General features: G+C 65.7%; 27 protein-coding genes. 19 read left to right on the top strand and 8 right to left on the bottom strand.

Going from position 1 to position 25794, the window contains the following annotated elements; translation table 11 throughout:
• Positions 1–15 precede the first annotated feature (15 nt).
• Positions 16–417: a dATP/dGTP pyrophosphohydrolase domain-containing protein gene (locus PSPA7_RS12705; RefSeq protein ID WP_023442840.1), complete on the bottom strand. Its 402-nt coding sequence runs from the start codon at positions 415–417 to the stop codon at positions 16–18.
• Between the two features lie 705 nt (positions 418–1122).
• On the opposite strand from PSPA7_RS12705, the gene PSPA7_RS12710 reads away from it, so the two are divergent.
• The 6 genes from PSPA7_RS12710 (at position 1123) to PSPA7_RS12735 (ending at position 4763) form a co-directional block, all read left to right on the top strand.
• Positions 1123–1470, top strand: coding sequence for a DUF2388 domain-containing protein (locus PSPA7_RS12710; RefSeq protein WP_012075502.1), 348 nt, complete (start codon positions 1123–1125; stop codon positions 1468–1470).
• Positions 1470–1982, top strand: a complete 513-nt coding sequence (locus tag PSPA7_RS32640) for a DUF2388 domain-containing protein (protein WP_228380091.1) — start codon at positions 1470–1472, stop codon at positions 1980–1982. Before PSPA7_RS12710 ends, PSPA7_RS32640 begins: the two co-directional genes overlap by 1 nt.
• Before the next feature lie 222 nt (positions 1983–2204).
• A complete protein-coding gene (locus PSPA7_RS32015) occupies positions 2205–2693 on the top strand; it encodes a hypothetical protein (RefSeq protein WP_023442838.1) in 489 nt (162 codons plus the stop codon).
• Positions 2690–2935: a hypothetical protein gene (locus tag PSPA7_RS12725; RefSeq protein WP_003150680.1), complete on the top strand. Its 246-nt coding sequence runs from the start codon at positions 2690–2692 to the stop codon at positions 2933–2935. The genes PSPA7_RS32015 and PSPA7_RS12725 overlap by 4 nt, the downstream gene beginning before the upstream one ends.
• A gap of 989 nt (positions 2936–3924) precedes the next feature.
• Positions 3925–4266: a hypothetical protein gene (locus PSPA7_RS12730; protein WP_012075507.1), complete on the top strand. Its 342-nt coding sequence runs from the start codon at positions 3925–3927 to the stop codon at positions 4264–4266.
• Positions 4267–4355: 89 nt separating this feature from the next.
• Positions 4356–4763: a hypothetical protein gene (locus PSPA7_RS12735; protein ID WP_003150678.1), complete on the top strand. Its 408-nt coding sequence runs from the start codon at positions 4356–4358 to the stop codon at positions 4761–4763.
• A 63-nt stretch (positions 4764–4826) separates the two neighbouring features.
• Here the strand turns inward: PSPA7_RS12735 and PSPA7_RS12740 are convergent, their stop codons facing one another.
• Positions 4827–6590: a cyclic di-GMP phosphodiesterase gene (locus PSPA7_RS12740; protein ID WP_041025468.1), complete on the bottom strand. Its 1764-nt coding sequence runs from the start codon at positions 6588–6590 to the stop codon at positions 4827–4829.
• A gap of 258 nt (positions 6591–6848) precedes the next feature.
• Between PSPA7_RS12740 and PSPA7_RS12745 the strand changes: the two genes are divergently transcribed.
• The 4 genes from PSPA7_RS12745 to PSPA7_RS12760 all read left to right on the top strand — a co-directional run bounded on the left by PSPA7_RS12745 (position 6849) and on the right by PSPA7_RS12760 (position 9715).
• Positions 6849–7058 carry a hypothetical protein gene (locus PSPA7_RS12745; RefSeq protein WP_003150676.1) on the top strand — a complete coding sequence of 70 codons (210 nt, stop codon included), beginning with the start codon at positions 6849–6851 and terminating at the stop codon, positions 7056–7058.
• A 207-nt stretch (positions 7059–7265) separates the two neighbouring features.
• The gene (locus PSPA7_RS12750) at positions 7266–8453 is read left to right on the top strand and encodes an NAD(P)/FAD-dependent oxidoreductase (RefSeq protein WP_003150669.1); all 1188 of its coding nucleotides are present in this window, start codon (positions 7266–7268) and stop codon (positions 8451–8453) included.
• Between the two features lie 22 nt (positions 8454–8475).
• Entirely contained in the window at positions 8476–8898 is a 423-nt protein-coding gene (locus tag PSPA7_RS12755; RefSeq protein ID WP_003150667.1) for a DUF1641 domain-containing protein, read from the top strand.
• Positions 8888–9715 (top strand): methyltransferase domain-containing protein, encoded by an 828-nt coding sequence (locus PSPA7_RS12760; protein ID WP_012075509.1) that lies wholly within the window; start codon positions 8888–8890, stop codon positions 9713–9715. The genes PSPA7_RS12755 and PSPA7_RS12760 overlap by 11 nt, the downstream gene beginning before the upstream one ends.
• 21 nt (positions 9716–9736) lie before the next feature.
• On the opposite strand, the gene PSPA7_RS12765 is transcribed toward PSPA7_RS12760, so the two are convergent.
• Entirely contained in the window at positions 9737–11224 is a 1488-nt protein-coding gene (locus PSPA7_RS12765) for a SulP family inorganic anion transporter (protein ID WP_003150666.1), read from the bottom strand.
• 359 nt (positions 11225–11583) lie between these two features.
• Here PSPA7_RS12765 and PSPA7_RS12770 point away from each other — a divergent pair, with 359 nt between their 5' ends.
• On the top strand, positions 11584–12117 hold the full coding sequence (locus tag PSPA7_RS12770; protein ID WP_034080471.1) for an anti-virulence regulator CigR family protein: 534 nt from the start codon (positions 11584–11586) through the stop codon (positions 12115–12117).
• Between the two features lie 125 nt (positions 12118–12242).
• Here the strand turns inward: PSPA7_RS12770 and ctpH are convergent, their stop codons facing one another.
• Entirely contained in the window at positions 12243–13949 is a 1707-nt protein-coding gene (gene ctpH / locus PSPA7_RS12775; protein ID WP_079262174.1) for a methyl-accepting chemotaxis protein CtpH, read from the bottom strand.
• A 168-nt stretch (positions 13950–14117) separates the two neighbouring features.
• On the opposite strand from ctpH, the gene plzR reads away from it, so the two are divergent.
• Positions 14118–14405 carry a type 4 pili assembly inhibitor PlzR gene (plzR, locus tag PSPA7_RS12780; protein ID WP_003150663.1) on the top strand — a complete coding sequence of 96 codons (288 nt, stop codon included), beginning with the start codon at positions 14118–14120 and terminating at the stop codon, positions 14403–14405.
• A gap of 73 nt (positions 14406–14478) precedes the next feature.
• Here plzR and srfA read toward each other — a convergent pair whose 3' ends face one another.
• Entirely contained in the window at positions 14479–14709 is a 231-nt protein-coding gene (gene srfA, locus PSPA7_RS12785) for a stress response facilitator SrfA (RefSeq protein WP_003150659.1), read from the bottom strand.
• Between the two features lie 316 nt (positions 14710–15025).
• Here srfA and PSPA7_RS12790 point away from each other — a divergent pair, with 316 nt between their 5' ends.
• Positions 15026–15568, top strand: coding sequence for a DUF4946 domain-containing protein (locus tag PSPA7_RS12790; RefSeq protein WP_003150657.1), 543 nt, complete (start codon positions 15026–15028; stop codon positions 15566–15568).
• A 39-nt stretch (positions 15569–15607) separates the two neighbouring features.
• Here the strand turns inward: PSPA7_RS12790 and PSPA7_RS32900 are convergent, their stop codons facing one another.
• On the bottom strand, positions 15608–15754 hold the full coding sequence (locus tag PSPA7_RS32900) for a PSPA7_2676 family Cys-rich small protein (RefSeq protein ID WP_012075513.1): 147 nt from the start codon (positions 15752–15754) through the stop codon (positions 15608–15610).
• A gap of 133 nt (positions 15755–15887) precedes the next feature.
• Entirely contained in the window at positions 15888–16580 is a 693-nt protein-coding gene (locus tag PSPA7_RS12795; protein ID WP_012075514.1) for an MgtC/SapB family protein, read from the bottom strand.
• Between the two features lie 222 nt (positions 16581–16802).
• On the opposite strand from PSPA7_RS12795, the gene PSPA7_RS12800 reads away from it, so the two are divergent.
• The 6 genes from PSPA7_RS12800 to PSPA7_RS12825 all read left to right on the top strand — a co-directional run bounded on the left by PSPA7_RS12800 (position 16803) and on the right by PSPA7_RS12825 (position 24649).
• Entirely contained in the window at positions 16803–18488 is a 1686-nt protein-coding gene (locus tag PSPA7_RS12800) for an AMP-binding protein (protein WP_012075516.1), read from the top strand.
• A 78-nt stretch (positions 18489–18566) separates the two neighbouring features.
• Complete coding sequence (locus tag PSPA7_RS12805) at positions 18567–19628, top strand: AraC family transcriptional regulator (protein WP_012075517.1); 1062 nt, start codon at positions 18567–18569, stop codon at positions 19626–19628.
• Positions 19629–19832: 204 nt separating this feature from the next.
• On the top strand, positions 19833–21500 hold the full coding sequence (locus PSPA7_RS12810) for an acyl-CoA synthetase (protein ID WP_003155000.1): 1668 nt from the start codon (positions 19833–19835) through the stop codon (positions 21498–21500).
• A gap of 18 nt (positions 21501–21518) precedes the next feature.
• The gene (locus PSPA7_RS12815; RefSeq protein WP_012075518.1) at positions 21519–22286 is read left to right on the top strand and encodes a 3-hydroxyacyl-CoA dehydrogenase; all 768 of its coding nucleotides are present in this window, start codon (positions 21519–21521) and stop codon (positions 22284–22286) included.
• 16 nt (positions 22287–22302) lie between these two features.
• Complete coding sequence (locus PSPA7_RS12820; RefSeq protein ID WP_012075519.1) at positions 22303–23493, top strand: acetyl-CoA C-acyltransferase; 1191 nt, start codon at positions 22303–22305, stop codon at positions 23491–23493.
• Positions 23494–23521: 28 nt separating this feature from the next.
• On the top strand, positions 23522–24649 hold the full coding sequence (locus PSPA7_RS12825; RefSeq protein ID WP_012075520.1) for an acyl-CoA dehydrogenase family protein: 1128 nt from the start codon (positions 23522–23524) through the stop codon (positions 24647–24649).
• 137 nt (positions 24650–24786) lie between these two features.
• On the opposite strand, the gene PSPA7_RS12830 is transcribed toward PSPA7_RS12825, so the two are convergent.
• Positions 24787–25719: a LysR family transcriptional regulator gene (locus tag PSPA7_RS12830; RefSeq protein WP_003149336.1), complete on the bottom strand. Its 933-nt coding sequence runs from the start codon at positions 25717–25719 to the stop codon at positions 24787–24789.
• Positions 25720–25794 lie beyond the last annotated feature (75 nt).

Genomic DNA, 25794 nt, shown 5'->3' on the forward strand with positions numbered 1-25794 from the left:
ACTGTAACTGTTTACTCATTCTCTTAATTTCATATGGTTGTCGTCGATCGGCTCGTCCGCGCGGTTGTGCTCGATCGCCTTGTCGGACGGCACCGTGCGCCAGTCCGGCCAACTCCGCGCCTCATTCTTCGCCTGCTTGGCCAGCAGGGCGTCGATGATCTGCGCGGGAGTGGCGCCGGTGCGCCAAGCCCCGTCAAGGGCCAGGATCACAACGTCGATCCACTCGGCTAAGTCACCCGGGGCTTCCTCGATCTCGCGCAGCTCCTTACGGATGTGGTCGATGACGCCAGCGGCGCGCGACCCAGGTCCGAACGTGCGTTCGCTGAACCTGCGCTGGCGCTCCAGGTGCAGGACAAGACGGAACACGTCCAGCCGCCTGCGGGCGCGGCCAAGCGCGTAGGCCTCATCTTGGAACATCAGGAGGTGATCGCTGGTGCGTCCGGTCAGGACATTGAGATAGCGGCTGTGGAGCGCTTCAATGGCAAGGTGATCGTCGGGTGGTTCTGGTTCGTCGTCATGGCTGCACCTGCTGCTGTGAGCGGTTCCAGGGATGCCGGCGCCCGGGCTTGGGCTGCTGGCGCGGGGTGAGGAGTGCGTCGCGCAGGCTCATGCCGGCGGCGACGCGGCGGCGGACGGTCGAAACTGATACAGGAAACCCCGCCTCGGCCTACGGGCTACTACCGGAAGAAAATTTCTCGACGCTTTAACGACTCCCTGAGCGAAGTCGAAACCCTGAGCGCGCCTACAACTCGTGTCGCGCCCGGTTGATCCCCCAAGAGCCGACCCTGTAGGAAGGAAACCATGGCAACAGTCCTAGAACAAGAGACGACCCATGCCGCAAAGAGGCCAGAGGTTGACTTCGAGGTCGGTGCCGCGGGCGTTCGATATCGAGCTTAAATGGAAACCTCTCTTGTTCGAGCAGACGCTTGCCCTTTCCCGTATAAGTGTCCGCCCCGTTGATACGGGTCATCCCTGGACAGTTGTTGTAAGCTCTTGACGGTGTGTCCAGAGTGGTCGAAACGCTACGTCAGCCCTAGCCCCTGCACGCCGGCTCGGTCGTCTGGAAATGGACAAGCGGTGATTTGCCGCTATAGCCGATTACGAACAGAGGATGTTCAAGTTATGGAAACAAAAAAACGTCGGAGCCACATCTGGCTCTTCCACATCGTATTTTTCTGTCAGGCATGCGTCGCCGCCGAGGTTTCGGACGGATTGGAAGAACTTGCCCGAGGCACCGTTATTCTCACTTTAATGGGCACCTCAGCAACCGGCCACACGAGCGATTACATCAGTTCCAACAGCTATGCCTATGCCCGCGAGGACGCGGCAGCATTTATAGCCTCAGAAGGAGCCATCTACGGCGTGCAACTGGAGCGCGCCTGGAGGAAATATCAGGCCGATACTCCTGAACCCAGGCTGGAACTGAGTTCCTTTGCTGCCGGGCTATTGGCACGGAGTGAGATGCAGTGATGGCGGCAGCAAGCGCTTGGTCGGAAAACTGTGATATCACTATGCCTGGCCAAAGATGGCAAAGACACGGCTTCCTCTGTGATTTTCGTGGAACGCGAATCAAGGATGGCATTAAATCGGGGCTTTCCATGCCATCCAAGCTCTTACTGCTGGTCAAACTCCTGGTATGTCTGCCTGTCTATGCCGGGATTGACCTAACTTGGGACAGGCAGGACCACCCCGTCATTGCCAGCAGTTTCTACAGTTCGATATTGATGGTGACAACGAGCATCGGCACCAGTGACCCAAGAGAAGGTACAGAACTCTCTGGAGACGTATCCAAGGAGATCAGCAGCTACGACCGGAAACTCAAGCTGGCGCATGACGATGCGGCCGTTTTCATCGCTAGCAACGGCGCGATCCGCGGTGCGATGCTGCAAGCGGTGCTGGATACCTTGCGCCAGCGCGTCGAGCTTGCGCGCTACAGTGATCTGCAACTGGCGCTGGCAGTATTGGCCTATCCACCCCGCTAGCCGCTGGTGCCAGTGAAGGGACTATAGAAGATCCGCGGCTAGGGTGGCCCAGTTCTTTCTCTTCGTTCCGGGCCCCGTTGAGGTTGTCTGGATCGTAAGCTTACGAAGCGGAGCGCTGGGCTAACTTCGTCTGGGCGTGGATGTTGAGAGCTAGCTGTTCTGCGAGTGGTTGCGGTGTTGTTGGCTACCGAAACTGCGCGCTCGAAGCACGGAAGGAACGCCATGGATATCGAACGGACGCACGTTCACAGCCAGCACGGCATCAACTTCAGCTTGGCAATCATTCGCCTCGCATGGGCAGAGCGCAGCCGGCTGCTTCACATGAAATACTGTCCATCAGCGAAGGCCAGCCATGCGGTGGCTGATCTCGCGATTGAGATTTTCGACAGAATGCAGGCGACGGATCGAGCTTGTGTACTGAAAGTCTTTGTCTCGTTGCCCTTGACCCGAACCCAAGCCGACTCTCTAAACCAGCAGCGCGTCACCATCGCGGGTGTAATCGGTGGGCTTGCGGCAGTTGCAGGTAAACGTATCAACACCTTTGTTGGGATTGGTAGCGGCCTTGCTGTTCGTTGGGCTACTCAGCAGAGTTTGCCAACCTATCACGCTGGAGATGTCATTATCAGCGTTGAAGGGGAGGTGTCCGGCGGGATCGGGCCCCAGCATTCGGTCACGTCGCAGATCGTACCGAGTGTTGGAGAGCCCGCATGAATGATGTCCTTCAGTTCGCGATTTGGGCCGTGGTCATCACCGCAGTAGGCTACCTCGTCCGACCAAGAGGCATCCGCAAATGGCTGGGGGTCGTTGCGTTTGTTGCAGCCTGGGTGCTGATATTTTGCCTTTCTTCCACCAACCTAGTGGGCTTCGATCTTGGCATTCTAGGAATCTGCCTTGTTGTCCTCGGGGTCGACCTTTTCGTTCGTAGAGACCGTTTCTCGAAATCTGACGAGTAAGAGTTGTGGGTTAATAAGAAAGATATGTTCGTTCGAGTGCTAACTCAAGTTGAGTTTATTGAGCAGCTTCGTGCGCTTAGCACAGTGCTGTCGGCTAGGTAAGTGTCAAGTTTCTATAAGTTTGAGAGATAATGTCTGTGGAGATAGACCTGACTCCTGAGGTAAGAAAAGCACTGCACTCAGTTTACGAAGAGGTTATGTGGCTAGCTGGCCGACCGAATGTGACACCAAGTCGGGCGAGAGCTTGGCATACCCATGTCATGGCAGAGAGCTTAAAGCGTCACATTCGGAGGTTCACGGGAATGGTCGCACAAAGCTGTCATGGATAGTGGAGCGGACTTACGCTTGGAACACTATATACGAATCCAGATCACGCTGACGCAACTAGTTGACCTCCATTGAAGTCGGAAAGTATACGGTGTGGGTGGGTTTTTACGGGCACTAATAGATTGCGAGTCTGTTCATATCGTAACGAAGGGTGAAAACTATGCGGCTATGCGTGCAAAAGGGTGCTACGAGACGGCTAAGATTCAGCTTGTAGCTTGGGATGAAATTCACAAACAACGCCGGGATGAACTTTGGCGATTGATGTTGCGAAATGAAGTTTCAAACTACAATAGCTTCCGAGACTGACGGGAGTGGTTTGCCGAGAAATACTTATTTAAAGCGAGGTTGTTTTTTCTCCAAACGTCTTGGTCGGTTCGCCGATTTCCTGGCGTTCCGCCGCTCTCAGCCAAGACGTTCCTCCCTCTTTCTTCCGCAGTTTCCTGCTTCGTCGGTTCATCCGAGGCCTGACAGGCGGCGAGGTAGTTCCCGGTCCGTTTGCTGGCCAGCCGCTGCTACCGGTGGGCTCGCGGGGCGTCCCCCAGTCGCGGACATGAGGTGATCAGAACGGATAGGGAACCGCCCTGGCAGGCTTTCGGTCTGAGCGGGAACAGAAATTCATGACTAGATTCATGAACCCGCCCACCTGAATGCCACCGATACCGATGCTTTGCAGGATTTCCCCCGTTGTCCTTTCCTTTTTCTTCGCCATGGCGGCCGAGGCCGCTGGCAATCTCCAGGACCTGGCCGGTTCGACGATCATTGCCGCCGGCAAGCTCGAAGCCGTGAAATGTCCCGGCGCGGGACTGTACGAATGCGCCGACTGGCCCAGCGGGCTCTACCGCTTCGAGGAGCAGGACGTCTGCCTGACCATCGCCGAAGGCTGCGACTACAGCTGCGATGGAATCCTGAGCGAGAAGAGCGGTACGCAGTCGGTACTGGTTTCCGGGTCCTATCGGGAGCGGATTCGCAAGGTGGAAGGCGCCAAGGTCTCCTGTCCGCGCTAGGCGCGGTGAGACAGCTCCTGTCCGGCAGTGCTTCCGATGAGCGCGGCGGAATGTGCTAGGGTGCGCGCTTTCCTGGAGGAGCGCGGAGCATGGAGCACCCCTACGAACCCCCGCGAGCGACGCTTACCGAGGGCAGGCCGGCGGCGCGTGGTTTCCTGGCCGGCGGACAGCCGCTGTGGAAGGCTTTCTGGCTGTTCTTCGCCGTGGGTTTCGTGCTGGTCGGCCTCGTCGCCAGGCAGGCGATGGTGGCCATCGTCGATCCGCTGATGCAGGAGAGTGACGGCGAACACGCCGTGTCCCTGACCTTGTGGGGAATCATCGGCATCGAGCTGGCGAAGCTGGCCTACCTGCTCCTGAGCCTCGTCGTGGTCTGGCGCTGCGGACGCAATTCGCCGTGGGCCATCGCCCGGCATGCAGGGGTTGCCGTGGTGCTGGCGCTGATGGTCCTGGGCCTGTACTCGATCTATCTGGTGCTGGCTCTCCTGGCCACGCCTTGAGCCGCTTTCCTGCACGTGGGCGATGGCGCGGATGCCGCGCTTTTCGGCCGCCCCGGCGTCGGCCTAACGCTGCAGCCAGTCTTCCAGCTGGTCCGCCAGCATCGGCCGGGCGATGAGATAGCCCTGACCCTCGCGACAACCCCAGGCTTGCAGCAGATGAAGGGTTTCAGGGGTCTCGATGCCCTCGGCGATCACCCGATAGCCCAACTGGCTGGCCAGGCCGATCACCGCCTGGGTGACACTCTGCGCCTTCGGCGAGTCGCCCAGGTCGCGGGTGAACGACTGGTCGAGCTTGATGGCGGTGACCGGCAGGTCGCGCAGGTAGGTCCAGTTGCTGTAGCCGGTGCCGAAATCATCCACCGCGATGCCCATGCCCAGTTCGCGGGCGCGCAGCAAGACTGCCCTCACCGCCGAGGCGTCGCGAATGAGCACGCTTTCGGTGAACTCCAGCTCGATGGCCGAAAGGTCGAGCCCGTGATGCCTGGCGAGCCTGACGGTCTCCTCCAGGAAACCGCTGTCTTCCATTTCCGCCGCCGAGACGTTGATCGCCAGCGTGAGCGGGATGTTCCGTCCGTGCCAGAGAGCCAGTTGCTCCAGCGCATGGCGCAGCACCCAGTCGCTCAACGGGCGCATCAGCGCGGTCTTTTCCGCCAGGGGAACGAACTCGGCGGGGCTGACCGGCCCGAGTTGCGGGTGGCGCCAGCGCAGCAATGCCTCGACGCCGGTACATTGGCCCGTCGCCAGGTCGATCTTCGGCTGGTATGCCAGGTGGAACCCTTCCTCCGTACCGATAGCCTGGGACAGCGAGGCCAGCAGGGTGAAGGCGCGCTGCTGGGCCTGGTCCAGCGGCGGGTTGTAGCGCGCCCAGCCGACGCCGCGGTCACGGGCGTCGTCGGCCGCGCTGACCACCAGGCGCAGCCAGTCCTGCTCGCCGTGGGGATGGTCGGCGGTGAGTGGCAGCACGCCGAGGCCGGGATTGGCCTTGATCGGAATGCCGTGGCAGACCACGGGTTTCTCGAAGGCCTCCAGCAGGCGGATACAGACCGGCTCGGATTGTTCCTGCTGCTGCCGCGGCAGCAGCAAGCCGAAGCGGGTCGGGCTGATCTTGTAGAGGGTGCAGTCCGGCAGCTCGCTGCGGATGCGATCGCGCGCCGCGAGCATGAGGTCGTTGGAAAACGGATAGCCCAGCGTACGAATGATCGTATTGAGCAGGGCGAGAGGCAGGAGGTCGGCGGCGATGACGGTCAGCGCGCCGTCGCGCTGCAGGCGCAGGGAAACGTCTTCCTGCAGGCGCAGCCGATTGTAGAGGCCGGTCGGTTCGTCGATGTAGTTGGTCGAGCGCAGCGTATGGATGCGTGCCATGACCAGCCCGGCGAAGTGCTCGAGCATGGCGATGTCCCGCGCGGACAGCGGTCCGCGGGGTTCCCTGTCGATGACGCAGAGGCTGCCGAGGTTGAGTCCGTCGGTGGTGGTCAGCGGCGCTCCGGCGTAGAAGCGGATGCCCGGCTCGCCCAGCACGTAGGGGTTGTCGCGGAAGCGCGGATCGAGGCGGGCGTCGGCCACCTCGAACACTCCCTTGCCGAGGATCGCGTAGGCGCAGAACGAATCCCGTCGTGGCGTCTGGCGGATACCGAGGCCGATGCTCGCGCGAAACCACTGGCGCTGGTGATCGAGAATGGAAATGAGCGCGATGGGCGTCTGGAAATAGCAGGTGGCGGCGCCGAGGATCGCTTCGAACACTTCGTCGACACCTTCCTCCAGCAGGCCGAGCTGGTCGACGTAGGCCTGTCTGGCGGGCTCGTCGGCGGGATAGGGAGGAGTCGTCATGCTGGAGTCCTGGGTGACTGCGATGTCGCCCATCGACATTCAGTGATGTCATTGTGCCTTTGTTTGCCGGGCAGCGCTGATTTTCCCGGATTGAAGCGATGAAAGGGCGTGAGAGAGTCGTTCTTCGGCATGCCGGGGTGGCCATGGAGAGCGCTTTTCAGTACTGAGAAACCAGCTACCAGGAAATCGGACGTTTCCTATACCGGGCGGCGCTACCGCCCGTTAAAACGGAGCGATCCGCTTTTACCGAGAACAGACATGATCGACACGCTCTCCTTCGCTTCGCGCCTGTGCAAGTTCGTCATTCTCCTGGTCGCGTTGCTGGTCGGCGGCGCCAGTTGCTACCTGTGGCTGGCAGGTCGTCCTTATCGGGACGCCATATCGGCGTTCGTTCCCCTGGTGCTGCCGATGCTCGCGCTGGTGCTGGCGTTCGATCTCTTCCGTGCGCTCGTCCTGGGCCGTCGCTAGGGAGGTTGTCCGCCGGTTCGCCGGCATGCGCTGCATTTCCGTCACTCTGCCCCTGCCAATTCTGGCAGGTGGTGCCTCTTCATCGGCAACCGCTTGAACTGTAGGTCCTTTTTCCGCGCCGGCGTCTTGCCGCGGCGGAGCCAGCCTTGCCTATTCCCTTCGCTCATCTAGACATACTCCATGACTTCTCAGGGACAGGGAGGGGCTATGCAACGCATCGTCATCGTTGGTGGCGGGGTTGGTGGCACCATGCTCGCCAACCTGCTGGTGGCCAGGCTCTACGCGGAGGTCCTCGACGGCAGGGTGCAGGTCCTGCTGCTCTCGGACTCGCCCGATCACTACTACAAGCCGGCGTTCATGTACGTCGCCTTCCAGCAGTTCTTCCTCGAGGACCTGAAGCGACCGGAGCGTTCGCTGTTGCGCCCTGAGGTGGAGTTCCGGGTCGAGCAGGTGGTCCGCTTCGATTTCGCTCGCCAGGAGCTGCATACCCGCAACGGCAAGCGGCACGGCTACGACTACCTGGTCATCGCCACCGGCTGCGTACCGGCGCCCGAGCGTATCGAAGGCCTGCAGGAAGCCGGCGAGCATTTCTACCAGTACCGGCCGGCGCGCCGGTTGGCGGAGCGCCTGGCCAGCCTGGAGTCGGGACGGGTGTTCATCACGGTGAGCTTCCCGAAGACGCCGAATGTACCGCACCAGTGCGGCATCGCCCCGGTGGAGACCACCCTGATGCTCGATGACTACCTGCGCCGCCGCGGTGTGCGCGAGCGCGTCGAGATCGTCTATACCTATCCCACCACCGCCCAATTGCTACGCAACTGCCTGTTCCTGCAGCGGCCCACCGGCGAGATCCTGCCGAGTCTGTTCGAGCAGCGTGGCATTCGTTTCCAGCGTGGCTTCACCCTGGCCCGGGTCGATCCGGAGCGGCGCATCGCCTATTCCGAAGAGGGTGACGAGCAACCCTTCGACCTGCTCATGGCGACGCCGCCGATTCGCGCGGTGGATGTGGTCCGGGAGTGTGGCCTGTCGCAATCCGCCGCCGACGAAGGCTGGTTGCCGACGAACCATGAAACCTTGCAGGTGTATGGCGTCGAACGGGTGTATACCCTGGGCGATACCGTCGATCTGCCGGTAAGCAAGGCCGGAGGCGCCTGCCACAATCAGGCGCCGGTGATCGCCAGCAACATCGCCGCCGAGATTCGCCTCGGCAGTCCTTGCGCGACCTACGACGGACGGGTGCAGGCCGTCGCGCAGATGGGCCTGAACGCCGGCATGCCGCTCTGGTACGACTACCGGCACGACGTCCAGCCGACCCCGCCGACCAAGCTTGGCGGGCTGTTGCGCCAGGGTTTCAATCGCGGGCTGTACTGGGCCGTCGCCCGCGGAATGCTTTGACCCCACACGGGGAGGAGCCGACATGGAAGACCATCGACAGCCTCGCGCCGCGGCGCAGGCCGAGACACCCCTGTTTCCCGAGCAGACCCGGGAGAGCCTGCAGGCCCTGGTTGGCAAGCTGCAGCCACTGATCGAAGGGCGGCGGCTGGACAACCTGGTCGACCTGCTCTCGCTGCTTTCGGATCTCATCGACCTGCTCGATCCGGCCATGGTGGACAGGCTGGCGTCGCTCTTCGAACAGGCCACCAGTGTCGGCTGGTCCGTCGGCAACGCGGTGCGCGTGGCCAAGGCCGAGGTGTTGCGGGAGCAGCCGCCGAACCTGAAGGATCTGTTGCGGCTGTTGCGCGATGCCGATACCCGTCGCGGCCTGGCGCTGCTGCTGGGCAGCCTGCGCAGCCTGGGGCGGCAGCTCGCCGCGGAGCGGGAGGTCGCCCATGGTGCGTGACGACCTGCGCTGCCGTGCGGGCAACGAGACGCATTGGGACCCGACCGCCTACATGCAGTTCGCCCGACTTCGCCAACGGCCGGTGGTCGAGCTGCTCGACCATGTCGACCTGTATTCTCCGGAACGGATCTACGACCTGGGCTGTGGCACCGGGATCGCCACCGAACTGCTCGCCCGCCGCTGGCCGCAGGCCGAACTGCATGGCGTGGACAGCTCCGCGGAGATGCTCGAGGAAGCCGCGCGCCTGCCGATCAGGGCCAGCTGGGAGCGCGCCAACCTGCAGCATTGGTGCGCCGAGCGTCCGGCCAGCCTGCTGTTCGCCGCGGCGGTGCTGCATTTCATCGAGCGCCATTGCAGCCTGTTGCCGCGCCTGCTGGGCCAACTGAGCCCGGGAGGCTGCCTGGCGGCGCACATGCCGAACTGGCGCGATGCGTCCTGGTATCGCCTGATGCTCGATGCGCTGGACAGCGCCGGCCCGGGCGGCACGCCGCTCGGCAGCCCGACGTTGCGCTACCTGATGCAGCAGCGCAACGTGCTCTCCCTGGACAACTACTACCGCCTGCTGGCGCCGCTCTGCGCGGAGGTGGACATCTGGGAGACCGAGCACCTGCAGGTGGTGGACGGCAACGACCCGATCTTCGACTGGGTCAAGGTCTCCGCCCTGCGTCCGGTGCTCGGCGAACTGGACGAGGAGGCGCGCCGGCGCTTCCTCGACCGTTACCTGGACCTGCTGCACCGCTACTATCCGCAGGAGCTCGACGGCCGCACGCTGTTTCCGTTCCGCCGCGTATTCGTCGTCGCCAGCCTGCGCCGCTGAGCGCTCCAGGCCGACCGCCGCTCAATGGTCGGAGAGGAGGTCGACGGCGCCCGGCTTGTCGTGCGCGCCGAAGCGATCGACCAGCGTCGCGCTGGCGGCGTTCAGGCCGAGCACGTCGACCGTCACGCCGCGCTGGCGCAGGCCTAGCACCACCTTGTCCAGCGCCGCGACGGCGGTGATGTCCCAGAGATGGGCGTGACGCAGGTCGATGATCACCTGGTCCACCTGTTCTTTCAGGTCGAAGGCGGCGACGAACCGGGTCGACGAAGCGAAGAACAGTTGGCCGGTGACCTGGTAATGACGGTGCGAACCATCGGCGGACAGCTGGCTGTCGATGTCCAGGTAATGGCCGATCCTGTTGGCGAAGAACAGCGAGGCCAGCAGCACGCCGGCGATCACGCCGAACGCCAGGTTGTGGGTGGCGAGGACCACCCCGACCGTCACCAGCATGACCAGGTTGGTCGACAGCGGGTAGCGCCGCAGGTTGCGGATCGAGTCCCAGCGGAAGGTACCGATCGAGACCATGATCATCACCGCCACCAGGGCCGCCATGGGTATTTGTCCGACCCAGTCGCTGAGGAACACCACCATCAGCAGCAGCGCGACGCCGGCCACCAGTGTCGACAGGCGGTTGCGGCCACCGGATTTCACGTTGATGACCGACTGCCCGATCATCGCGCAACCGGCCATCCCGCCGAGCAGGCCGGTGGCGATGTTCGCCAGGCCCTGGCCCTTGCATTCACGGTTCTTGTCGCTGTCGGTATCGGTCATCTCGTCGACGATGGTGGCGGTCATCAGCGACTCCAGCAGGCCGACCACCGCCAGGGCGGCGGAGTAGGGCAGGATGATCAGCAGGGTCTCGAGGTTCAGCGGAACCTCCGGCCAGAGGAAGACCGGCAGGCTGGCGGGCAATTCACCCATGTCGCCGACGGTGCGGATGTCCAGTCCCAGATAGATGGAGAGGGCGGTGAGCACCAGGATGCATACCAGCGGAGAGGGCAGCAGCCGGCCGATCCGTGGCAGGTGCGGAAAGCCGTAGATGATCGCCAGGCCGGTGGCGGTCATCGCGTAGACCGGCCAGCCGACGTGCGTGAGTTCCGGCAACTGGGCCAGGAAGATCAGGATCGCCAGGGCATTGACGAAGCCGGTCACCACCGAACGCGAGACGAAGCGCATCAGGGAACCCAGGCGCAGGTAGCCGGCGAGGATCTGCAGCACGCCGCAGAGCAGGGTCGCCGCCAGCAGATACTGCAGGCCGTGATCCTTCACCAGGTTGACCATCAGCAAGGCCATGGCACCGGTGGCGGCGGAGATCATGCCGGGCCGTCCGCCGGCGAAGGCGATCACCACCGCCATGCTGAACGAGGCATACAGGCCGATCTTCGGATCGACCCCGGCGATGATGGAAAAGGCGATCGCCTCGGGGATCAGCGCCAGGGCGACGACCAGGCCGGCGAGCACGTCGCCGCGGAGATTGGAGAACCAGTTCTGTTTCAACGTCTGTAGCATCGGGATATCCAGGGGCGAGGCGACGCCTGTGTCCCGGCGGCAGCGGGGCCGCGGGCGGTGTCGAGAAAGAAAAAGGACGGACGAAAAAGCGTTCAGGCGGGCGAACGCGGGCCACGGTCACTCGGACCGTTGTCGGAGGGGGGCAGGGCTATGGCGGAGTAGGCAGCCAGGTCATGGGGCGTGGCGGATGATCGCTTGCAGGGGCGGGCAGCTTAGCCGATTCGACAGCCGAGACCAAGCCCGATTCCGGCCAAAGCCCGCGAGACCTCCTCGCCTCCCGCGGTCGGCGGCAGGGAACCAAACAAGCGAAACGGTTCTAAGCTGTCGAGGGATCGTCCTCGCATGGAGAGAACATGATCATGTTCAACACTCGTTCTGTGCTCGCGCTGGTCGTGAGCCTGTCCCTGATCGGTGGCACGCCTGCCGCCCTGGCCGACCCGGGCAATGGCAAAGGCAATCCGCACGGCAACCAGATGGACGGAGGAAAGGGTAACAAGGGCAACAAAGGCAACCAGGGTGGGAATGACAACCATGGCGGGCCCGGCAACAAGGGCGGCGGCAACGCCGGGCAGAAAGGCAACTCCGGGCAGAAAGGCAACGGTGGCGGCGACTGGAGTTCGGGGCCGCGCATCGACGTCGGCGGCGTGCGGGTGATCCTCGGCGACAACCGCGGCTACTGGAGCCCGGGGCCGGCGCTGCCGCCGGGAATCCAGAAGAACCTGGCACGGGGCAAGCCGCTGCCGCCTGGTATCGCCAAGAAACTCGACGGCCGCCTGCTGGGCCGGCTGCCGCACTATGACGGCTACGAGTGGATGCAGGCCGGTACCGATCTGCTCCTGGTGGCGGTCGCGACCGGGCTGATCTACGAAGTGCTGGACAACGTCCTCGACTGAGAGCCTTCGCTGCGCAGGGCGGATGGCGCCACGGGCGCTATCCGCCGGGATTTGCGCTGAAATGGCGGATAGCCGCGTCGCGGTTATCCGCCCTGCATCGTGGAAACCTTTTCCCTTGCTTCTGGTCAGGCGCGCAGGCGTTGCAGGGCATCGCCCAGTTGCGCGGAGAGGCCGTGGAGGTCGCGGCTGGCGGCTTCGGTCTGCTCCACCTGTTCCTGGTTGCTGGAGGCGATCGAGGCGATTTCCGTGAGGTTGCGGGAAATGTCCTCGGCCACTGCGGTCTGTTCCTCGGCGGCGGTGGCAATCTGGCGGTTCATGTCGCGGATCGACTCCACCGAGGTGGTGATCCGGCGCAGCATCGCGCCGGCGTTGGCGACCTGTTCGGCGCCGGCCTCGCTGCGCGACTGGCCGCTCTCGATGGCGCGCGCGGCATTCACCGCGCCGTTCTGCACGGTATCGATGATCTGGTGGATCTCGGCGATCGATTCGGCGGTGCGCTGCGCCAGCGTGCGCACCTCGTCGGCGACCACCGCGAAGCCACGTCCGGCCTCGCCGGCACGGGCGGCTTCGATGGCCGCATTGAGGGCCAGCAGGTTGGTCTGTTCGGCGATGCCGCGGATCACGTCGAGGACCTTGCCGATCCGGCCGCTGTCGCTTTCCAGTTGGCGGATCACTTCCACCGTGCGGTCGATTTCCCTGCGCATCTCGCCGATGCTGCGGATCGTTTCTTCCATCACGTCCTCGCCGCGCTGGGCGGAGTCGTCCGCCTCGTCGGCGGCCCTGGCCGCGTCGCCGGCATAGCGTGCGACTTCCTGGGCGGTGGCGGACATTTCCTGCATCGCCGTGGCGACCTGGTCGGTGCGGCTGAACTGTTCGCGGGTGCCGGCCGCCATCAGGCTGGCGATCGCGTTCAGCGAGCCGCTGGCACTGTCCAGCTCGCGGGTGCTGCGGCGCAGCCGGTCGAAGATGTCCACCAGGAAGTCGCGCAGGGTGTTGGCGGCCAGGGCCAGCTTGCCGAGTTCATCCCGGCGCTGGATCTCGATGCGCTCGCCGAAGTCGCCGTGGCTGAGCTGGGCGATATGTTCGATCAGGCGTTGCACCGGACGGACCAGGTTGCGGTTGACCAGCCACAGGCTGAGCAGGGCCACGGCGAGGCTGGCGCCGACCAGCACCAGGCTGCCGAGCAGCACGGTGTTCCGGGCTTCGGCGCTGATGGCAGTGGATTGCCGATCACTGGCCTGGTGCAACTCGTCGCGCAGGGCCTGCATCTGCGCGGTGGTGGCGCGGTCGATGCCGGTCACCGCCTGGTCGCCGGCGACGGGGTCGGCGCCGGCTGCGAGGAAGCGCTGTCGGCCCTGGCGGTAGGCGACGCCGAGCTGCCGATGTTCTTCTCGCAGGCGTTCGACCTGGGTCTTCAGCTCGCCTTCGGCAAGGTTGCCGAGCCGGCCGAGGATGTCCTGTACCGCCCGCTCCTGGGTTTCGAACTGGTTCCAGTATTTCGCCTGGGCCTCCGCCTGCCGCCCGCGCAGCAGGACGTTCTTCCATTCCTGGACCTGGCCACGGAACTGCAGGTTGGCTTCGTCGATCAGTTGCGCCGCCTGCACCGGACCGCCGAGCAGGTCGCGATAGGCGCGCACGTCTCCGGTCAGCGAGCCGAAGCAGGCCAGGGCGATGAGCAGCAGTGCCGCCAGGCTGCCGCCGAGCAGGACAAGGATTTGCGCACGTAGGGATTGTTGCAGCATGGAACGCCTCGATGGATTGCCAGGTTGGGCCGGCACGCAGGCTGCGACGGGGCAGCCGAGGACGTCCCTGTGGCCCGGCGAGGTGGGCATGGCGCGTGTTCCGGCTCGCAGAGTATCGACAGCGGATCTGACAACTTGAGGACGATGCGGAGGCCGGGCCAGAGCCGACGAAGGGATATAGCTGGCATGGATGTTCGGCGGGTGTTCGGTTAGTCTCTGTGATGCGTGTCACACTGTGCCAGTCGAAGGAACTGACTCATGGATGTCCCCCCCACCGTTCAGGATGAACAAGCCGTTTCCCGCCAGTTGCACTCGCTGAGCGTGCGCAATCTCGCGCATCTGGCCGCCGCGCTGACCCAGCTGGGCTTCGAGCTGTCGCGCAGTTCGGATCCCGGGACGCGCCAGGCGGCCAGCACCTTCATCGGCCAGTTGGCCAGCATCAACCAGGATATCGACCGGCAGATCGAGCTGCTCGGCGCGCTGAATGCCGACAAGGTCGGTTTCCGCCTGCTGGACGAAGTGGAATATCCGGAGGCGCCCGAGTGAGCGGGGCGAGGGACAGGCAGGCGGGACGGGAGCGTTGCGGGCCGAGAGCGGCAGTCTCTCGGCGTGACGGGAGTCAGTCTTCTTGGCGCAGATCGCTGAGCATCTGTTCCCAGTACTGGTTGGCCTTGCGGTTGAGGTCGAAGGCGGCCTGGCGCAGCTGGTCGTATTCGGCGCCGCTGTAGCCACTTTCGCGCAGTTTCTGGCGTGCGGCATCGGCTTCTTCGCGCAGGCGGTTGTAGGTTGCCTGGTCGTCGGCCCAGGTCCTGCCTGTGCGCCGGGTGTATTTGTCCTGGGATTCAGCCATGGGTTCTCCTTGCGGGCCGGGTGGTTCTCGGAAAAACACTGCGCTGAACAGACTTTGTCCGTCGGCAAAAATTCAAAAAAATCTGACAGGTTGTCTGTCTTCGCGAGTGGTACAAGCGTCCCAACCTTGATCGGCTGCCGATGAAATTTGTGCGTTCCTCGCCAAGTCGGCTAGCTTGTTCAGGCTTGCGTGTTGGCGCGTCCGTTCTCTCCGGTAAGCTGGAAAGGCGGCGGTCGGGCACCAGGAGGCGCGGCGGCGGCATGGCAACGGGTTTGACTTCATCTCTCCCGACAGGGTTTGCGAGTAAGGAAAGGCTATGAGAAACAGGGCGTCCGGCTTGGCGCTGGTGATTGTGGCGGGACTCGTGGCGGGTTGCGCAAGCAGTGGCTATCAGCCGGAAGTCGAGTGGCCGGCCGGCTGGCAGGTGATCACCGAGAGCATCCCGCTGGAAGCCGCCGAGGCCGACCAGCTCGGCTCGCGCCAACTGGCGACGAAGATCGGCCCGGGCGGCGAAAAGGAAGCGAGCATCGAACTGCTCAGCCTGAAGATGCTGGAGGAGGAGTCGGTGGAAATCGACGGCCAGTTCCAGAGCGTCTTCGACGTCGTCCAGTCGGGCTACCGCAAGGCCGGACTCGGCTCGCGCTGCACCACGCCGATCCGCTCCAATCTCGGCGGCCTGGCGTCGCTGGAGACCCATTGCCGGATCAGCCAGGGCAGCGAGGTCCTGCTGACCCAGATCGTGGCGATGGCCCTGGGGCAGCGGGCCATGTATTCCCTCGTGTATACCGCCAGCCCGGCCAACAGCGTGGTCTACCGGCAAAGCTACCTGCGCACCCGGGCCAGCCTGGTCCTGCGCTGAGGCGCCAGCCGGCCGTCTCCAGGGCGCGGCCGGCGCCGCTCAGGCTTCCTCGGGCGGGGCCTGGACGCTGAGATAGCGATGGGCGCCGCAACGCCGGCAACGTTGGCGCAGCATCAGGTCGGGGCCTACCGTGACCAGGCTGCCTGGGTCCCAGCGGCAACCTCGCAAGAAGCAACGCAAGCGCATGAATCCTCCCGGCGGGGCGCGGCCCCGTCCACAGAACAGGCAGTGGCGGCATGGTTCACTCCGGCTTGTTCTTGTGTGGAGATGCGGGCAGCCTGCGGCGAAGCCTCTAGAATGGGCAACCTAAATTCACCGGCTATTCGGCGGCGGGATTCATCACCCAGCTGGCTGCGGTGACCTGGGGGGCCAGGCACAGCTCGCCGACCATCTGCTCCACCAGCGAGTCCTCCTTGTGCAGGGTGAACACCACCGCGTTCACCTCCACGTTGCCGCTGCCTTTCAGCGCGTGGCTTTCCAGGCTCTGCAGGTTCAGGCGGTTGTCGCCCATGCGTTGCAGCAGTTGCATGCGCACCAGGGCTTCGTTGCGCGCCTCGCAGGACACGCTGATCTGGTAGAAGCGCTCCTGCTCGGCCTCGCCCGAGGTGTGGCGCTCCACCACGCGGCCGAGGGCGGGGAGGAACAGGTTGGCGATGACGATCAGGGCGGTGGTCAGGCAGGCCGCCAGGATGAACCCGCTGCCCGCCAGGACGCCGATCGCACCGGTGCTCCAGATGCTCGCAGCGGTACTCAGGCCGCGCACGCTGAGGCCGTCGCGCATGATCACGCCGGCGCCGAGGAAGCCGATGCCGCTGACCACCTGGGCCGCCATGCGGGTCACGCTGACCTCGTTGTCGAGCAGCAGCGGCAGGATCGAGAAGCTCGCGGCGCCGAGCGCGACCATCGCGTGGGTGGCCATGCCCGAGGAACGCTGCCGCCATTGCCGCTCGAGGCCGACCAGCGCGCCGAGGCAGAGAGCCGTCACCAGGCCGATGGCGATATCCGGGGTCATGCTGTGCTCCTGGCAGGAAAACCGCCCATTGTACCCTTTGCCAGCACTCGCCGCAGGTGAGGGCCGGCACATGCGGCTCGCCGCTTGCGTTTACCTTTACGTTAACGTAAACATGCACTTCGACTTCACCGATACCGGCGGACCGGTGTCCGTCGTCGCGTCCTTGCGGCGAGGGACGACGGTTCAGCGACATTCCCAGAACAACCACAACAAGGGAAAGCCATGAATCAGCCGAGCTATACCTCGGGTCGCCAGGACGTCGCCTTGCTGGCGATGACCGTCGGCGACGCCTTCGACACCGCTGCCGCGCGGCATGCCGAGCGCGAGGCGCTGGTGGTGCGGCACCAGGGGCTGCGCTACAGCTGGCGGCAGTTGGCGGAGCGGGTCGACACCTACGCCCGCGCCTTCATCGCCCTCGGCCTGCGCCCCGGCGAGCGTCTGGGAATCTGGGCGCCGAACTGCGCCGAGTGGTGCATCACCCAGTTCGCCAGCGCCAAGGTCGGCGCGGTGCTGGTGAACATCAACCCGGCATACCGCAGCAGCGAACTGGAATACGCGCTCAAGCAGTCCGGTTGCAGCTGGCTGGTCTGCGCGGACGCCTTCAAGACCAGCGACTACCACGCGATGCTCGGCGAGCTGCTGCCGGAACTCGCCGAGGGGCGTCCGGGCGAGCTGGCCAGCGAGCGCCTGCCGGAGCTGCGCGGCGTGGTCAGCCTGGCCGAGCGCGCGCCGGCGGGTTTCCTGCACTGGCAGGGCTTGCCAGGGCTGGCCGAGGCGGTGGGCGCGGAGGAACTGCGCCAGCGCCAGGCGTCGTTGCAGTTCGACGAGCCGATCAACATCCAGTACACCTCCGGCACCACAGGCTTCCCCAAGGGCGCCACGCTCAGCCACTACAACATCCTCAACAACGGTTACCTGGTCGGCGAGAGCCTCGGCCTTGGTGCGCAAGACCGCCTGGTGATCCCGGTGCCGCTGTACCACTGCTTCGGCATGGTGATGGGCAACCTCGGCTGCGTCACCCATGGCTCGACGATGATCTACCCGGCGCCCAGCTTCGACGCCGAGGCGACCCTGCTGGCGGTGGCCGAGGAGAGGGCCACCGCGTTGTACGGGGTGCCGACCATGTTCATCGCCGAGCTGGATCACCCGCGCCGCGGCGAGTTCGATCTCTCCAGCCTGCGCACCGGGATCATGGCCGGTGCGACCTGTCCGATCGAGGTGATGCGGCGGGTCATCGACGAGATGCACATGGCCGAGGTGCAGATCGCCTACGGCATGACCGAGACCAGCCCGGTGTCGCTGCAGACCGGGCCGGACGATGGCCTGGAGCTGCGCGTGACCACTGTCGGACGGACCCAGCCGAGGCTGGAGAGCAAGATCGTCGACCAGCAAGGCAGGGTGGTGCCGCGCGGCGAGATCGGCGAGCTGTGCACCCGTGGCTACAGCGTGATGCTCGGCTACTGGAACGACCCCCAGGCCACCGCCGAGGCCATCGACCCGGCGCGCTGGATGCACACCGGCGACCTGGCGCTGATGGACGACGACGGTTATGTGCGCATCGTCGGGCGCAGCAAGGACATGATCATCCGCGGCGGCGAGAACATCTATCCGCGCGAGCTGGAGGAGTTCTTCTTCACCCACCCGGCGGTGGCGGACGTCCAGGTGATCGGCATCCCCGACGAGCGCTACGGCGAAGAGATCGTCGCCTGGATCAAGCTGCATCCGGGGCACCGCGCCGATGACGAGCAACTGCGCGCTTTCTGCAAGGAGCGCATCGCTCATTTCAAGGTCCCGCGGCATTTCAAGTTCGTCGACGAATTCCCCATGACCGTCACCGGCAAGATCCAGAAGTTCCGCATGCGCGAGGTCAGCATCCAGGAGGTTCGCCTGCTGCCTCACCGCCGCTGAAGGTCGGCAGAGGGATGGAGCGTCGCCGCGCTCCTGCGCTAAGGTGGCGAGTGGCGCGCGGCTAGGCGAGAGAGACGGGTGAAGAGCGACGGGCAGGAGCGGACCACGGCCAAGGGCACCATCTCGGTGCGCCTGGTCGGCGAGGCGCTGGTGGAATGGCGACGGCGCGGTGGCGCCGAGCGCGAGATCCTGGAAGCCGCCGGCATCGAGCCGGAAGTGCTCGGCAAACCCTACGCACGGGTCACCTCCCAGGCCTACTCGCGGCTCTGGCTGGATCTCGCCCGGCGGATGGACGACGAGTTCTTCGGCATGGACTCGCGGCGCCTGAAAAGCGGCAGCTTCGCCTTCATGAGCCGCTGCGCGATCCACGAGCCGACCCTGGAACCGGCGCTGGGCGGTATTCTGCGCTTCCTCTGCCTGCAGTTCGACGATCTCCAGCCGCGCCTGCAGCGGCGCGGCGGCCTGGCGGAAATCGTCGTCGACGAGGCGCCCGGGCGACATGGCCGGGCGCTGGCCTATTTCACCCTGTGGATGATCACCCATGGCCTGGCCTGCTGGCTGGTCGGCCGGCGCATCCCGATCCTCGCCATCGACCTGCGTTGCCCGCAGCCGGACTACATCGAGGACTACCGGGTGATGTTCAGCGACAACCTGCGCTTCTCCCGTCCCGTCAGCCGCCTGCTGTTCAATGCCGACTGCCTGGCCCTGCCGATCCGTCGTGACAGCCGGGAGCTGCGGCGCTTCCTGCTCGGCGCGCCGGCCAACATCCTGGTCCGCTACCGCGATCCGCAGAGCCTGGCGGCGCGCGTCAAGGCCTACCTGCGCAGCCTGCGGCCGGAGCGCTGGCCGGACCTGGAGGCATTGGCCGGACACTTCTTCATGGCCTCCTCGACCCTGCGCCGCAAGCTGTCCCTGGAAGGGCAGAGCTACCAGGCGCTGAAGGACCAGGTCCGCCGCGACCTGGCCATCGCGCGGCTGGACGCCGGCGCGGCGAACTTCGCCGAACTGGCGCTGGAGCTGGGCTTCGCCGATGGCAGCGCGTTCCACAAGGCGTTCAAGAAATGGACCGGCTCTACACCCGGCCAGTACCGTGCGCAGATGCCGGTGGACGGAGGACGCTCGCCCCAGGGACAAGACTGATCCGCCCGGCCTGCTGTCCGCAACGCTCAGCCCACCCGCCGATTGCGCTATCCCGGGCGTGGCGCAGCCCGTTCGGCGCGTCCCGGCGGCCCTCGACTGTCCAAACCGCTCAGGCAGATTGAAGCCTTTCGACATTGCCCCCTGCCGGCCCCGGCGGGAAGATTCCGCTTGCTCCGTACAAAAACAAGCCGAGGAGTCCTTGCAATGCGCGACTACGCCACCACCGCCGCCGGGTTCGATCTGCAGCGGACCGCCGCCGCCACGCTTTCCGGCACGCTTCAGGCGCTCAACGCCTGCGTCGAGTGCTGCGACCGGCATGCCCTGCCGGGACGGATCGCGTTGTTCTGGGAGGGCAAGGATGGCAGTCGCGCCAGCTACACCTTCAGCGAGCTGAAAGCGCTCTCCGGGCGTTTCGCCAATTTCCTCCAGGCCCAGGGCGTACGCCCGGGCGATTGCGTCGCCGGCCTGTTGCCGCGCACACCCGAGCTGCTGGTCACCATCCTCGGCGCCTGGCGCCTGGGTGCGGTGTACCAGCCGCTGTTCACCGCCTTCGGCCCGAAGGCCATCGAGCACCGCGTGGCGACCGCCGGCAGCAAGGTGCTGGTCACCGACGCGGCCAACCGCGACAAGCTCGATGAACTCGCCGATCCGCCTCTGGCCGTCACCGTCGGCGGACCGAAGGGGCAGGGCATTCGTCGCGGCGATTTCAGCTTCTGGGCCGAGCTGGAGCGCTATCCGGCCGAATTCGAGCCGGTCCCGCGCAGCGGCGAGGATCCGTTCCTGATGATGTTCACCTCCGGCACCACCGGCCTGGCCAAACCGGTGCCGGTGCCGCTGAAGGCGATCCTTGCCTTCGTCGGCTACCTGCGCGAGGCGGTGGACCTGCGCCCGGAGGACGCCTTCTGGAACCTTGCCGACCCCGGCTGGGCCTATGGCCTCTACTACGCGGTCACCGGCCCCCTCGCCATGGGCCACCCGACCACTTTCTACGAAGGCCCGTTCAGCGTGGAAAGCACTTGCCGGATCATCCGTGACTACGGCATCACCAACCTCGCCGGATCGCCCACCGCCTATCGCCTGCTGATGGCTGCCGGCGCGGCCGCGGAAGCTGCGCTGAAGGGGCGCCTGCGCGCGGTCAGCAGCGCCGGCGAACCGTTGACGCCAGAGGTGATCCGCTGGTTCGCCGAGAGGCTCGGCAGCACCATCCACGATCACTACGGGCAGACCGAGCTGGGTATGGTGCTGTGCAACCACCACGCCCTGGCGCACCCGGTACGGATCGGTGCCGCCGGTTTCGCCTGTCCCGGCCATCGGGTGGTGGTGCTGGACGACGCGCTCAACGAACTGCCGCCCGGCCAGCCGGGCATCCTCGCCCTCGACCGGCGGCGTTCGCCGCTGATGTGGTTCCCCGGCTACCAGGGGCTGGAGACCGCTGCCTTCGTCGGCGACTACTACCTGAGCGGCGATACCGTCGAACTCAACGAGGACGGCAGCATCAGCTTCGTCGGCCGCGCCGACGACGTCATCACCACCTCCGGCTACCGGGTCGGCCCGTTCGACGTGGAGAGCGCGCTGATCGAGCACCCGGCGGTGATGGAGGCGGCGGTGATCGGCAAACCCGATCCGGAGCGCACCGAACTGGTCAAGGCCTTCGTCGTGCTCTGCGCCGGCCACCGGCCGACGCCGGAGCTGGCGGACGAACTACAGCGATACGTGCGCCAACGCCTGTCGGCGCACGCCTACCCGCGGGAGATCGAGTTCCTCGAGGAACTGCCGAAGACCCCCAGCGGCAAGATCCAGCGTTTTCTCCTGCGCAACCAGGAGATCGCCCGGCAACGCGAGGCGGCGCCCCTGGCGGCCGCCGCGAACTGATTCAGCAGGAGAAACGACGTGCGTATCGAAAATCGAGTGTTCCTGGTTACCGGCGGCAGCTCCGGCCTCGGCGCCGCCACCGCGAAGATGCTGGTGGAGCAGGGCGGCAAGGTGGTGCTGGCCGACATCAACGCCGAGGCCGGCGCGGCCAGGGCCGCCGAGCTTGGCGCCCAGGCGCGCTTCGTCAGGGCCGACATCGCCAGCGAGGCCGACGGCCGTCAGGCCGTGGCCACTGCACTGGAGGCCTTCGGCGGCCTCCATGGCCTGGCCAATTGCGCGGGCGTGGCGCCGGCCGAGAAGGTCCTCGGGCGCAACGGCATACACGCCCTGGAGAGTTTCCGCCGGGTCATCGACATCAACCTGGTGGGCAGTTTCAACATGCTCCGCCTGGCCGCCGAGGCCATGTCCCAGGGCCAGCCGGACGAGGGCGGCGAGCGCGGGGTGATCGTCAATACCGCCTCGGTGGCGGCGTTCGATGGGCAGATCGGCCAGGCGGCCTATTCCGCCTCGAAGAGCGGGGTGGTCGGCATGACCCTACCGATCGCCCGCGAGCTGGCGCGCTTCGGCATCCGCGTGATGACCATCGCCCCGGGCATCTTCGAGACGCCGATGATGGCTGGCATGCCCCAGGAAGTTCGCGATTCCCTCGGTGCCAGCGTGCCGTTCCCGCCACGCCTGGGACGCCCGGACGAATACGCCGCGCTGGTCCGGCAGATCATCGAGAACAGCATGCTCAACGGCGAAGTGATTCGCCTCGACGGCGCCATCCGCATGGCTGCCCGCTAAGCAGGAGGAACAGAACATGAACCGCGAAGACCCGATCGTCATTGTCAGCGCCGCCCGCACTCCCATGGGTGGTTACCTCGGCGACTTCAAGGAGGTGAGCGCCGCGACCCTCGGCGCCGCCGCGGTACGCGCCGCGGTGGAGCGTGCGCGGCTGCAGGCCGACGAGGTGGACGAGGCGGTGCTCGGCTGCGTGCTCGCCGCCGGCCAGGGCCAGGCGCCGGCGCGCCAGGCGGTGCTCGGTGCCGGGCTGGCGCGCGGCACACCGTGTTCGACGCTGAACAAGATGTGCGGCTCCGGCATGAAGGCGCTGATGCTCACCCACGATGCGCTGCTCGCCGGCAGCGCGCGGGTGGCGCTGGCCGGCGGCATGGAAAGCATGTCCAGCGCCCCCTACCTGCTGGAGCGCGCGCGCAGCGGCTACCGCATGGGCCATGGCAGGGTGCTCGACCACATGTTCCTCGACGGTCTCGAGGACGCCTACGACAAGGGTCGCCTGATGGGTACCTTCGCCGAGGATTGCGCCGAGGCCTACGGCTTCACCCGCGAGGCGCAGGATGAGTTCGCCGTGGCCTCGCTGACCCGCGCGCAGAAGGCCATGCAGGAGGGCCGCTTCCAGGCCGAGATCGTGCCGCTGACGGTCGCCGCCGGCAAGACCGAGCGCCTGGTGGACAGCGACGAGCAGCCGCCGAAGGCCCGGCTGGACAAGATCCCGACCCTGAAGCCGGCGTTCCGCGAGGGCGGCACGGTGACCGCGGCCAACTCCAGCTCGATTTCCGACGGCGCCGCCGCGCTGGTCCTGATGCGGCTTTCCGAAGCCGAGCGGCGTGGCCTGGCGCCCTTGGCGGCGATCCGCGGCCATGCCTCCTTCGCCGACGCGCCGAACCTGTTCCCCACCGCGCCGGTCGGCGCGGTGAAGCGCCTGATGCAGCGCACCGGCTGGTCGCTGGGCGAGGTCGACCTGTTCGAGGTCAACGAAGCTTTCGCCGTGGTTGGCATGGCGGCGATGCGCGATCTCGACCTCTCCCACGAGCGCCTCAACGTGCACGGCGGCGCCTGTGCTCTGGGCCATCCGATCGGCGCGTCCGGTGCGCGGATCGTCGTGACCCTGCTCAACGCCCTGCAGCAGCACGACCTCGACCGTGGTGTCGCAGCGGTCTGCATCGGCGGCGGCGAGGCTACCGCGCTCGCCGTCGAGCGCCTGCGCTGATGAATGCGTTGATGAAGAGGAGCCCGCGATGATCCCCCGTGAAGAAGAAGTCCAGATCCGCGACATGGCGCGACAGTTCGCCCAGGAGCGGCTGAAGCCGTTCGCCGCCGACTGGGACCGCGAGCATCGCTTCCCGGCCGAGGCGATCCGCGAGATGGCCGACCTCGGTTTCCTTGGCATGCTGGTGCCGGAGGAGTGGGGCGGCGCGCAGACCGGGCACCTGGCCTACGCCATGGCCCTGGAAGAGATCGCCGCCGGCGATGGCGCCTGCTCGACCATCATGAGCGTGCACAACTCGGTGGGCTGCATGCCGATCCACAAGTTCGGCAGCGCCGAGCAGAAGGAGCGCTTCCTCCGCCAGTTGGCCACGGGGTCGATGCTCGGTGCCTTCGCCCTGACCGAGCCGCAGGCCGGTTCCGATGCCAGCTTCCTGAAGACCCGCGCGCGCCGCGACGGCGACCACTATGTGCTGAACGGCGCCAAGCAGTTCATCACTTCCGGCAGCCACGCGGGGATGGTGATCGTCTTCGCGGTCACCGACCCCGAGGCGGGGAAACGTGGCATCAGCGCGTTCATCGTGCCCACCGATACGCCTGGCTACGAGGTGGTGCGGGTCGAGGACAAGCTCGGCCAGCACGCCTCGGACACCTGCCAGTTGGCTTTCAACGACCTGCGCATCCCGGCTTCGCTGCGCCTGGGCGAGGAGGGCGAGGGCTATCGCATCGCCCTGGCCAACCTCGAAGGCGGCCGCATCGGCATCGCCGCCCAGGCGGTCGGCATGGCGCGCGCGGCGTTCGAGGCGGCGCGCGACTACGCCCATGAGCGGGAAACCTTCGGCAAGCCGATCATCGAACACCAGGCAGTGGCCTTCCGCCTCGCCGACATGGCCACCCGTATCGCCGTGGCGCGGCAGATGGTCCACCACGCCGCCAGCCTGCGCGAAGCCGGCCTGCCGTGCCTGACCGAAGCCTCGATGGCCAAGCTGTTCGCCTCGGAGATGGCCGAGGAGGTCTGCTCCGCGGCGATCCAGACCCTCGGCGGCTACGGCTATCTCAAGGACTTCCCGGTGGAGCGCATCTATCGGGACGTGCGGGTCTGCCAGATCTACGAGGGCACCAGCGACGTGCAGCGCCTGGTGATCGCGCGCAGCCTGTAGGGGCGACCATCCGCCGTTTCCGCGGCGACGCACGCCCAGGCCCGACGGCGCGCCTTCTCCCTCCAGGGGAGGGCGCGGTGAGGCACCTCGGAAGCAAACGCCTGGGCGTCGTTCGCCCTACGCCCCTGGGCAGACGCTCACGCCGGCTGCGCCGCCTTGTTCTCGCGCGCGGTGACCTGCTGGCACAGCTCGATGATCTGTTCGCGCATCCAGCGGTTGGCCGGGTCCTGGTCGGTGCTCTCGTGCCAGTACAGGTGGGTTTCCAGCTTCGGCACGTCGCTCACCGGCAGCGCCGCGTAGTGCAGGTCGTGGTGACGGGCGAAGCGCTCCGGCACGGTCATCGCCATGTCGGTCTGCTGGACCACCGTGGACGCCATCAGGTAATGCTGCGAGCGCAGTGCGATCTTGCGCTGGATGCCCATCTTGCCCAGCGCCAGGTCGATGTAGCCGAGGCCGCTGCGGCGGCTGGAAATATGTATGTGGGTCAGGCCCAGGTAGTCCTCCAGGGCCAGCTTCGGCTTGCCCGCCAGCGGGTGACCGCGGCGCATGGCGCAGACGTAGCGGTCCTCCATGAGCTTGACGTGGCGCACCTGCGGGTCGGTGTTCAGCGGCGCGTCGACGGCGAAGTCGAGGCGACCGGCGGCCAGTTCCTTGGTGGTCTCGCGGCGCTTGGCGAGGAAGCTCTCGATATGCACGTTCGGCGCCAGGCGGCGCAGGCGCTGGAACAGCGGGGGGAGGATGACCGCCTCGGTGAGGTCGGTCATGCTGATGCGGTAGGTCTTGTTCGCCTGCTGCGGATCGAAGCTGCGGCTCTCCTGCACCGAAACCCGCAGCAACTGCAGCGCGTTGCGCACCGGGCCGATGATGTTCTGCGCCATCGGCGTCGGTACCATGCCCTGGGCGGTGCGCACGAAAAGCGGGTCGTTGAAGGTCTCGCGCAGGCGCGAGAGGGCGTTGGACACGGCCGGCTGGGTGATGCCGACGATCTGCCCGGCACGGGTCAGGTTGGCTTCGGTGTAGATCGCATCGAACACGATGAACAGGTTCAGATCGACTTTGTTCAGGTTCATGGCACTGGCTCCGCGACTTTTCTTGTTATTGGGGGTTTGGATGACCCCCATATGGATCATGAATGTTCATGGACG

Origin of the sequence: Pseudomonas paraeruginosa PA7 (genome assembly GCF_000017205.1) — a bacterium.
Classification (GTDB): Bacteria; Pseudomonadota; Gammaproteobacteria; order Pseudomonadales; family Pseudomonadaceae; genus Pseudomonas; species Pseudomonas paraeruginosa.

Coding starts and splice junctions, on each gene's coding strand:
- PSPA7_RS12705 (WP_023442840.1), bottom strand. CDS start 417: ATGTTCCAAGATGAGGCCTACGCGCTTGGCCGCGCCCGCAGGCGGCTG.
- PSPA7_RS12710 (WP_012075502.1), top strand. CDS start 1,123: ATGGAAACAAAAAAACGTCGGAGCCACATCTGGCTCTTCCACATCGTA.
- PSPA7_RS32640 (WP_228380091.1), top strand. CDS start 1,470: ATGGCGGCAGCAAGCGCTTGGTCGGAAAACTGTGATATCACTATGCCT.
- PSPA7_RS32015 (WP_023442838.1), top strand. CDS start 2,205: ATGGATATCGAACGGACGCACGTTCACAGCCAGCACGGCATCAACTTC.
- PSPA7_RS12725 (WP_003150680.1), top strand. CDS start 2,690: ATGAATGATGTCCTTCAGTTCGCGATTTGGGCCGTGGTCATCACCGCA.
- PSPA7_RS12730 (WP_012075507.1), top strand. CDS start 3,925: ATGCTTTGCAGGATTTCCCCCGTTGTCCTTTCCTTTTTCTTCGCCATG.
- PSPA7_RS12735 (WP_003150678.1), top strand. CDS start 4,356: ATGGAGCACCCCTACGAACCCCCGCGAGCGACGCTTACCGAGGGCAGG.
- PSPA7_RS12740 (WP_041025468.1), bottom strand. CDS start 6,590: ATGACGACTCCTCCCTATCCCGCCGACGAGCCCGCCAGACAGGCCTAC.
- PSPA7_RS12745 (WP_003150676.1), top strand. CDS start 6,849: ATGATCGACACGCTCTCCTTCGCTTCGCGCCTGTGCAAGTTCGTCATT.
- PSPA7_RS12750 (WP_003150669.1), top strand. CDS start 7,266: ATGCAACGCATCGTCATCGTTGGTGGCGGGGTTGGTGGCACCATGCTC.
- PSPA7_RS12755 (WP_003150667.1), top strand. CDS start 8,476: ATGGAAGACCATCGACAGCCTCGCGCCGCGGCGCAGGCCGAGACACCC.
- PSPA7_RS12760 (WP_012075509.1), top strand. CDS start 8,888: ATGGTGCGTGACGACCTGCGCTGCCGTGCGGGCAACGAGACGCATTGG.
- PSPA7_RS12765 (WP_003150666.1), bottom strand. CDS start 11,224: ATGCTACAGACGTTGAAACAGAACTGGTTCTCCAATCTCCGCGGCGAC.
- PSPA7_RS12770 (WP_034080471.1), top strand. CDS start 11,584: ATGTTCAACACTCGTTCTGTGCTCGCGCTGGTCGTGAGCCTGTCCCTG.
- ctpH (WP_079262174.1), bottom strand. CDS start 13,949: ATGCCCACCTCGCCGGGCCACAGGGACGTCCTCGGCTGCCCCGTCGCA.
- plzR (WP_003150663.1), top strand. CDS start 14,118: ATGGATGTCCCCCCCACCGTTCAGGATGAACAAGCCGTTTCCCGCCAG.
- srfA (WP_003150659.1), bottom strand. CDS start 14,709: ATGGCTGAATCCCAGGACAAATACACCCGGCGCACAGGCAGGACCTGG.
- PSPA7_RS12790 (WP_003150657.1), top strand. CDS start 15,026: ATGAGAAACAGGGCGTCCGGCTTGGCGCTGGTGATTGTGGCGGGACTC.
- PSPA7_RS32900 (WP_012075513.1), bottom strand. CDS start 15,754: ATGCGCTTGCGTTGCTTCTTGCGAGGTTGCCGCTGGGACCCAGGCAGC.
- PSPA7_RS12795 (WP_012075514.1), bottom strand. CDS start 16,580: ATGACCCCGGATATCGCCATCGGCCTGGTGACGGCTCTCTGCCTCGGC.
- PSPA7_RS12800 (WP_012075516.1), top strand. CDS start 16,803: ATGAATCAGCCGAGCTATACCTCGGGTCGCCAGGACGTCGCCTTGCTG.
- PSPA7_RS12810 (WP_003155000.1), top strand. CDS start 19,833: ATGCGCGACTACGCCACCACCGCCGCCGGGTTCGATCTGCAGCGGACC.
- PSPA7_RS12820 (WP_012075519.1), top strand. CDS start 22,303: ATGAACCGCGAAGACCCGATCGTCATTGTCAGCGCCGCCCGCACTCCC.
- PSPA7_RS12825 (WP_012075520.1), top strand. CDS start 23,522: ATGATCCCCCGTGAAGAAGAAGTCCAGATCCGCGACATGGCGCGACAG.
- PSPA7_RS12830 (WP_003149336.1), bottom strand. CDS start 25,719: ATGAACCTGAACAAAGTCGATCTGAACCTGTTCATCGTGTTCGATGCG.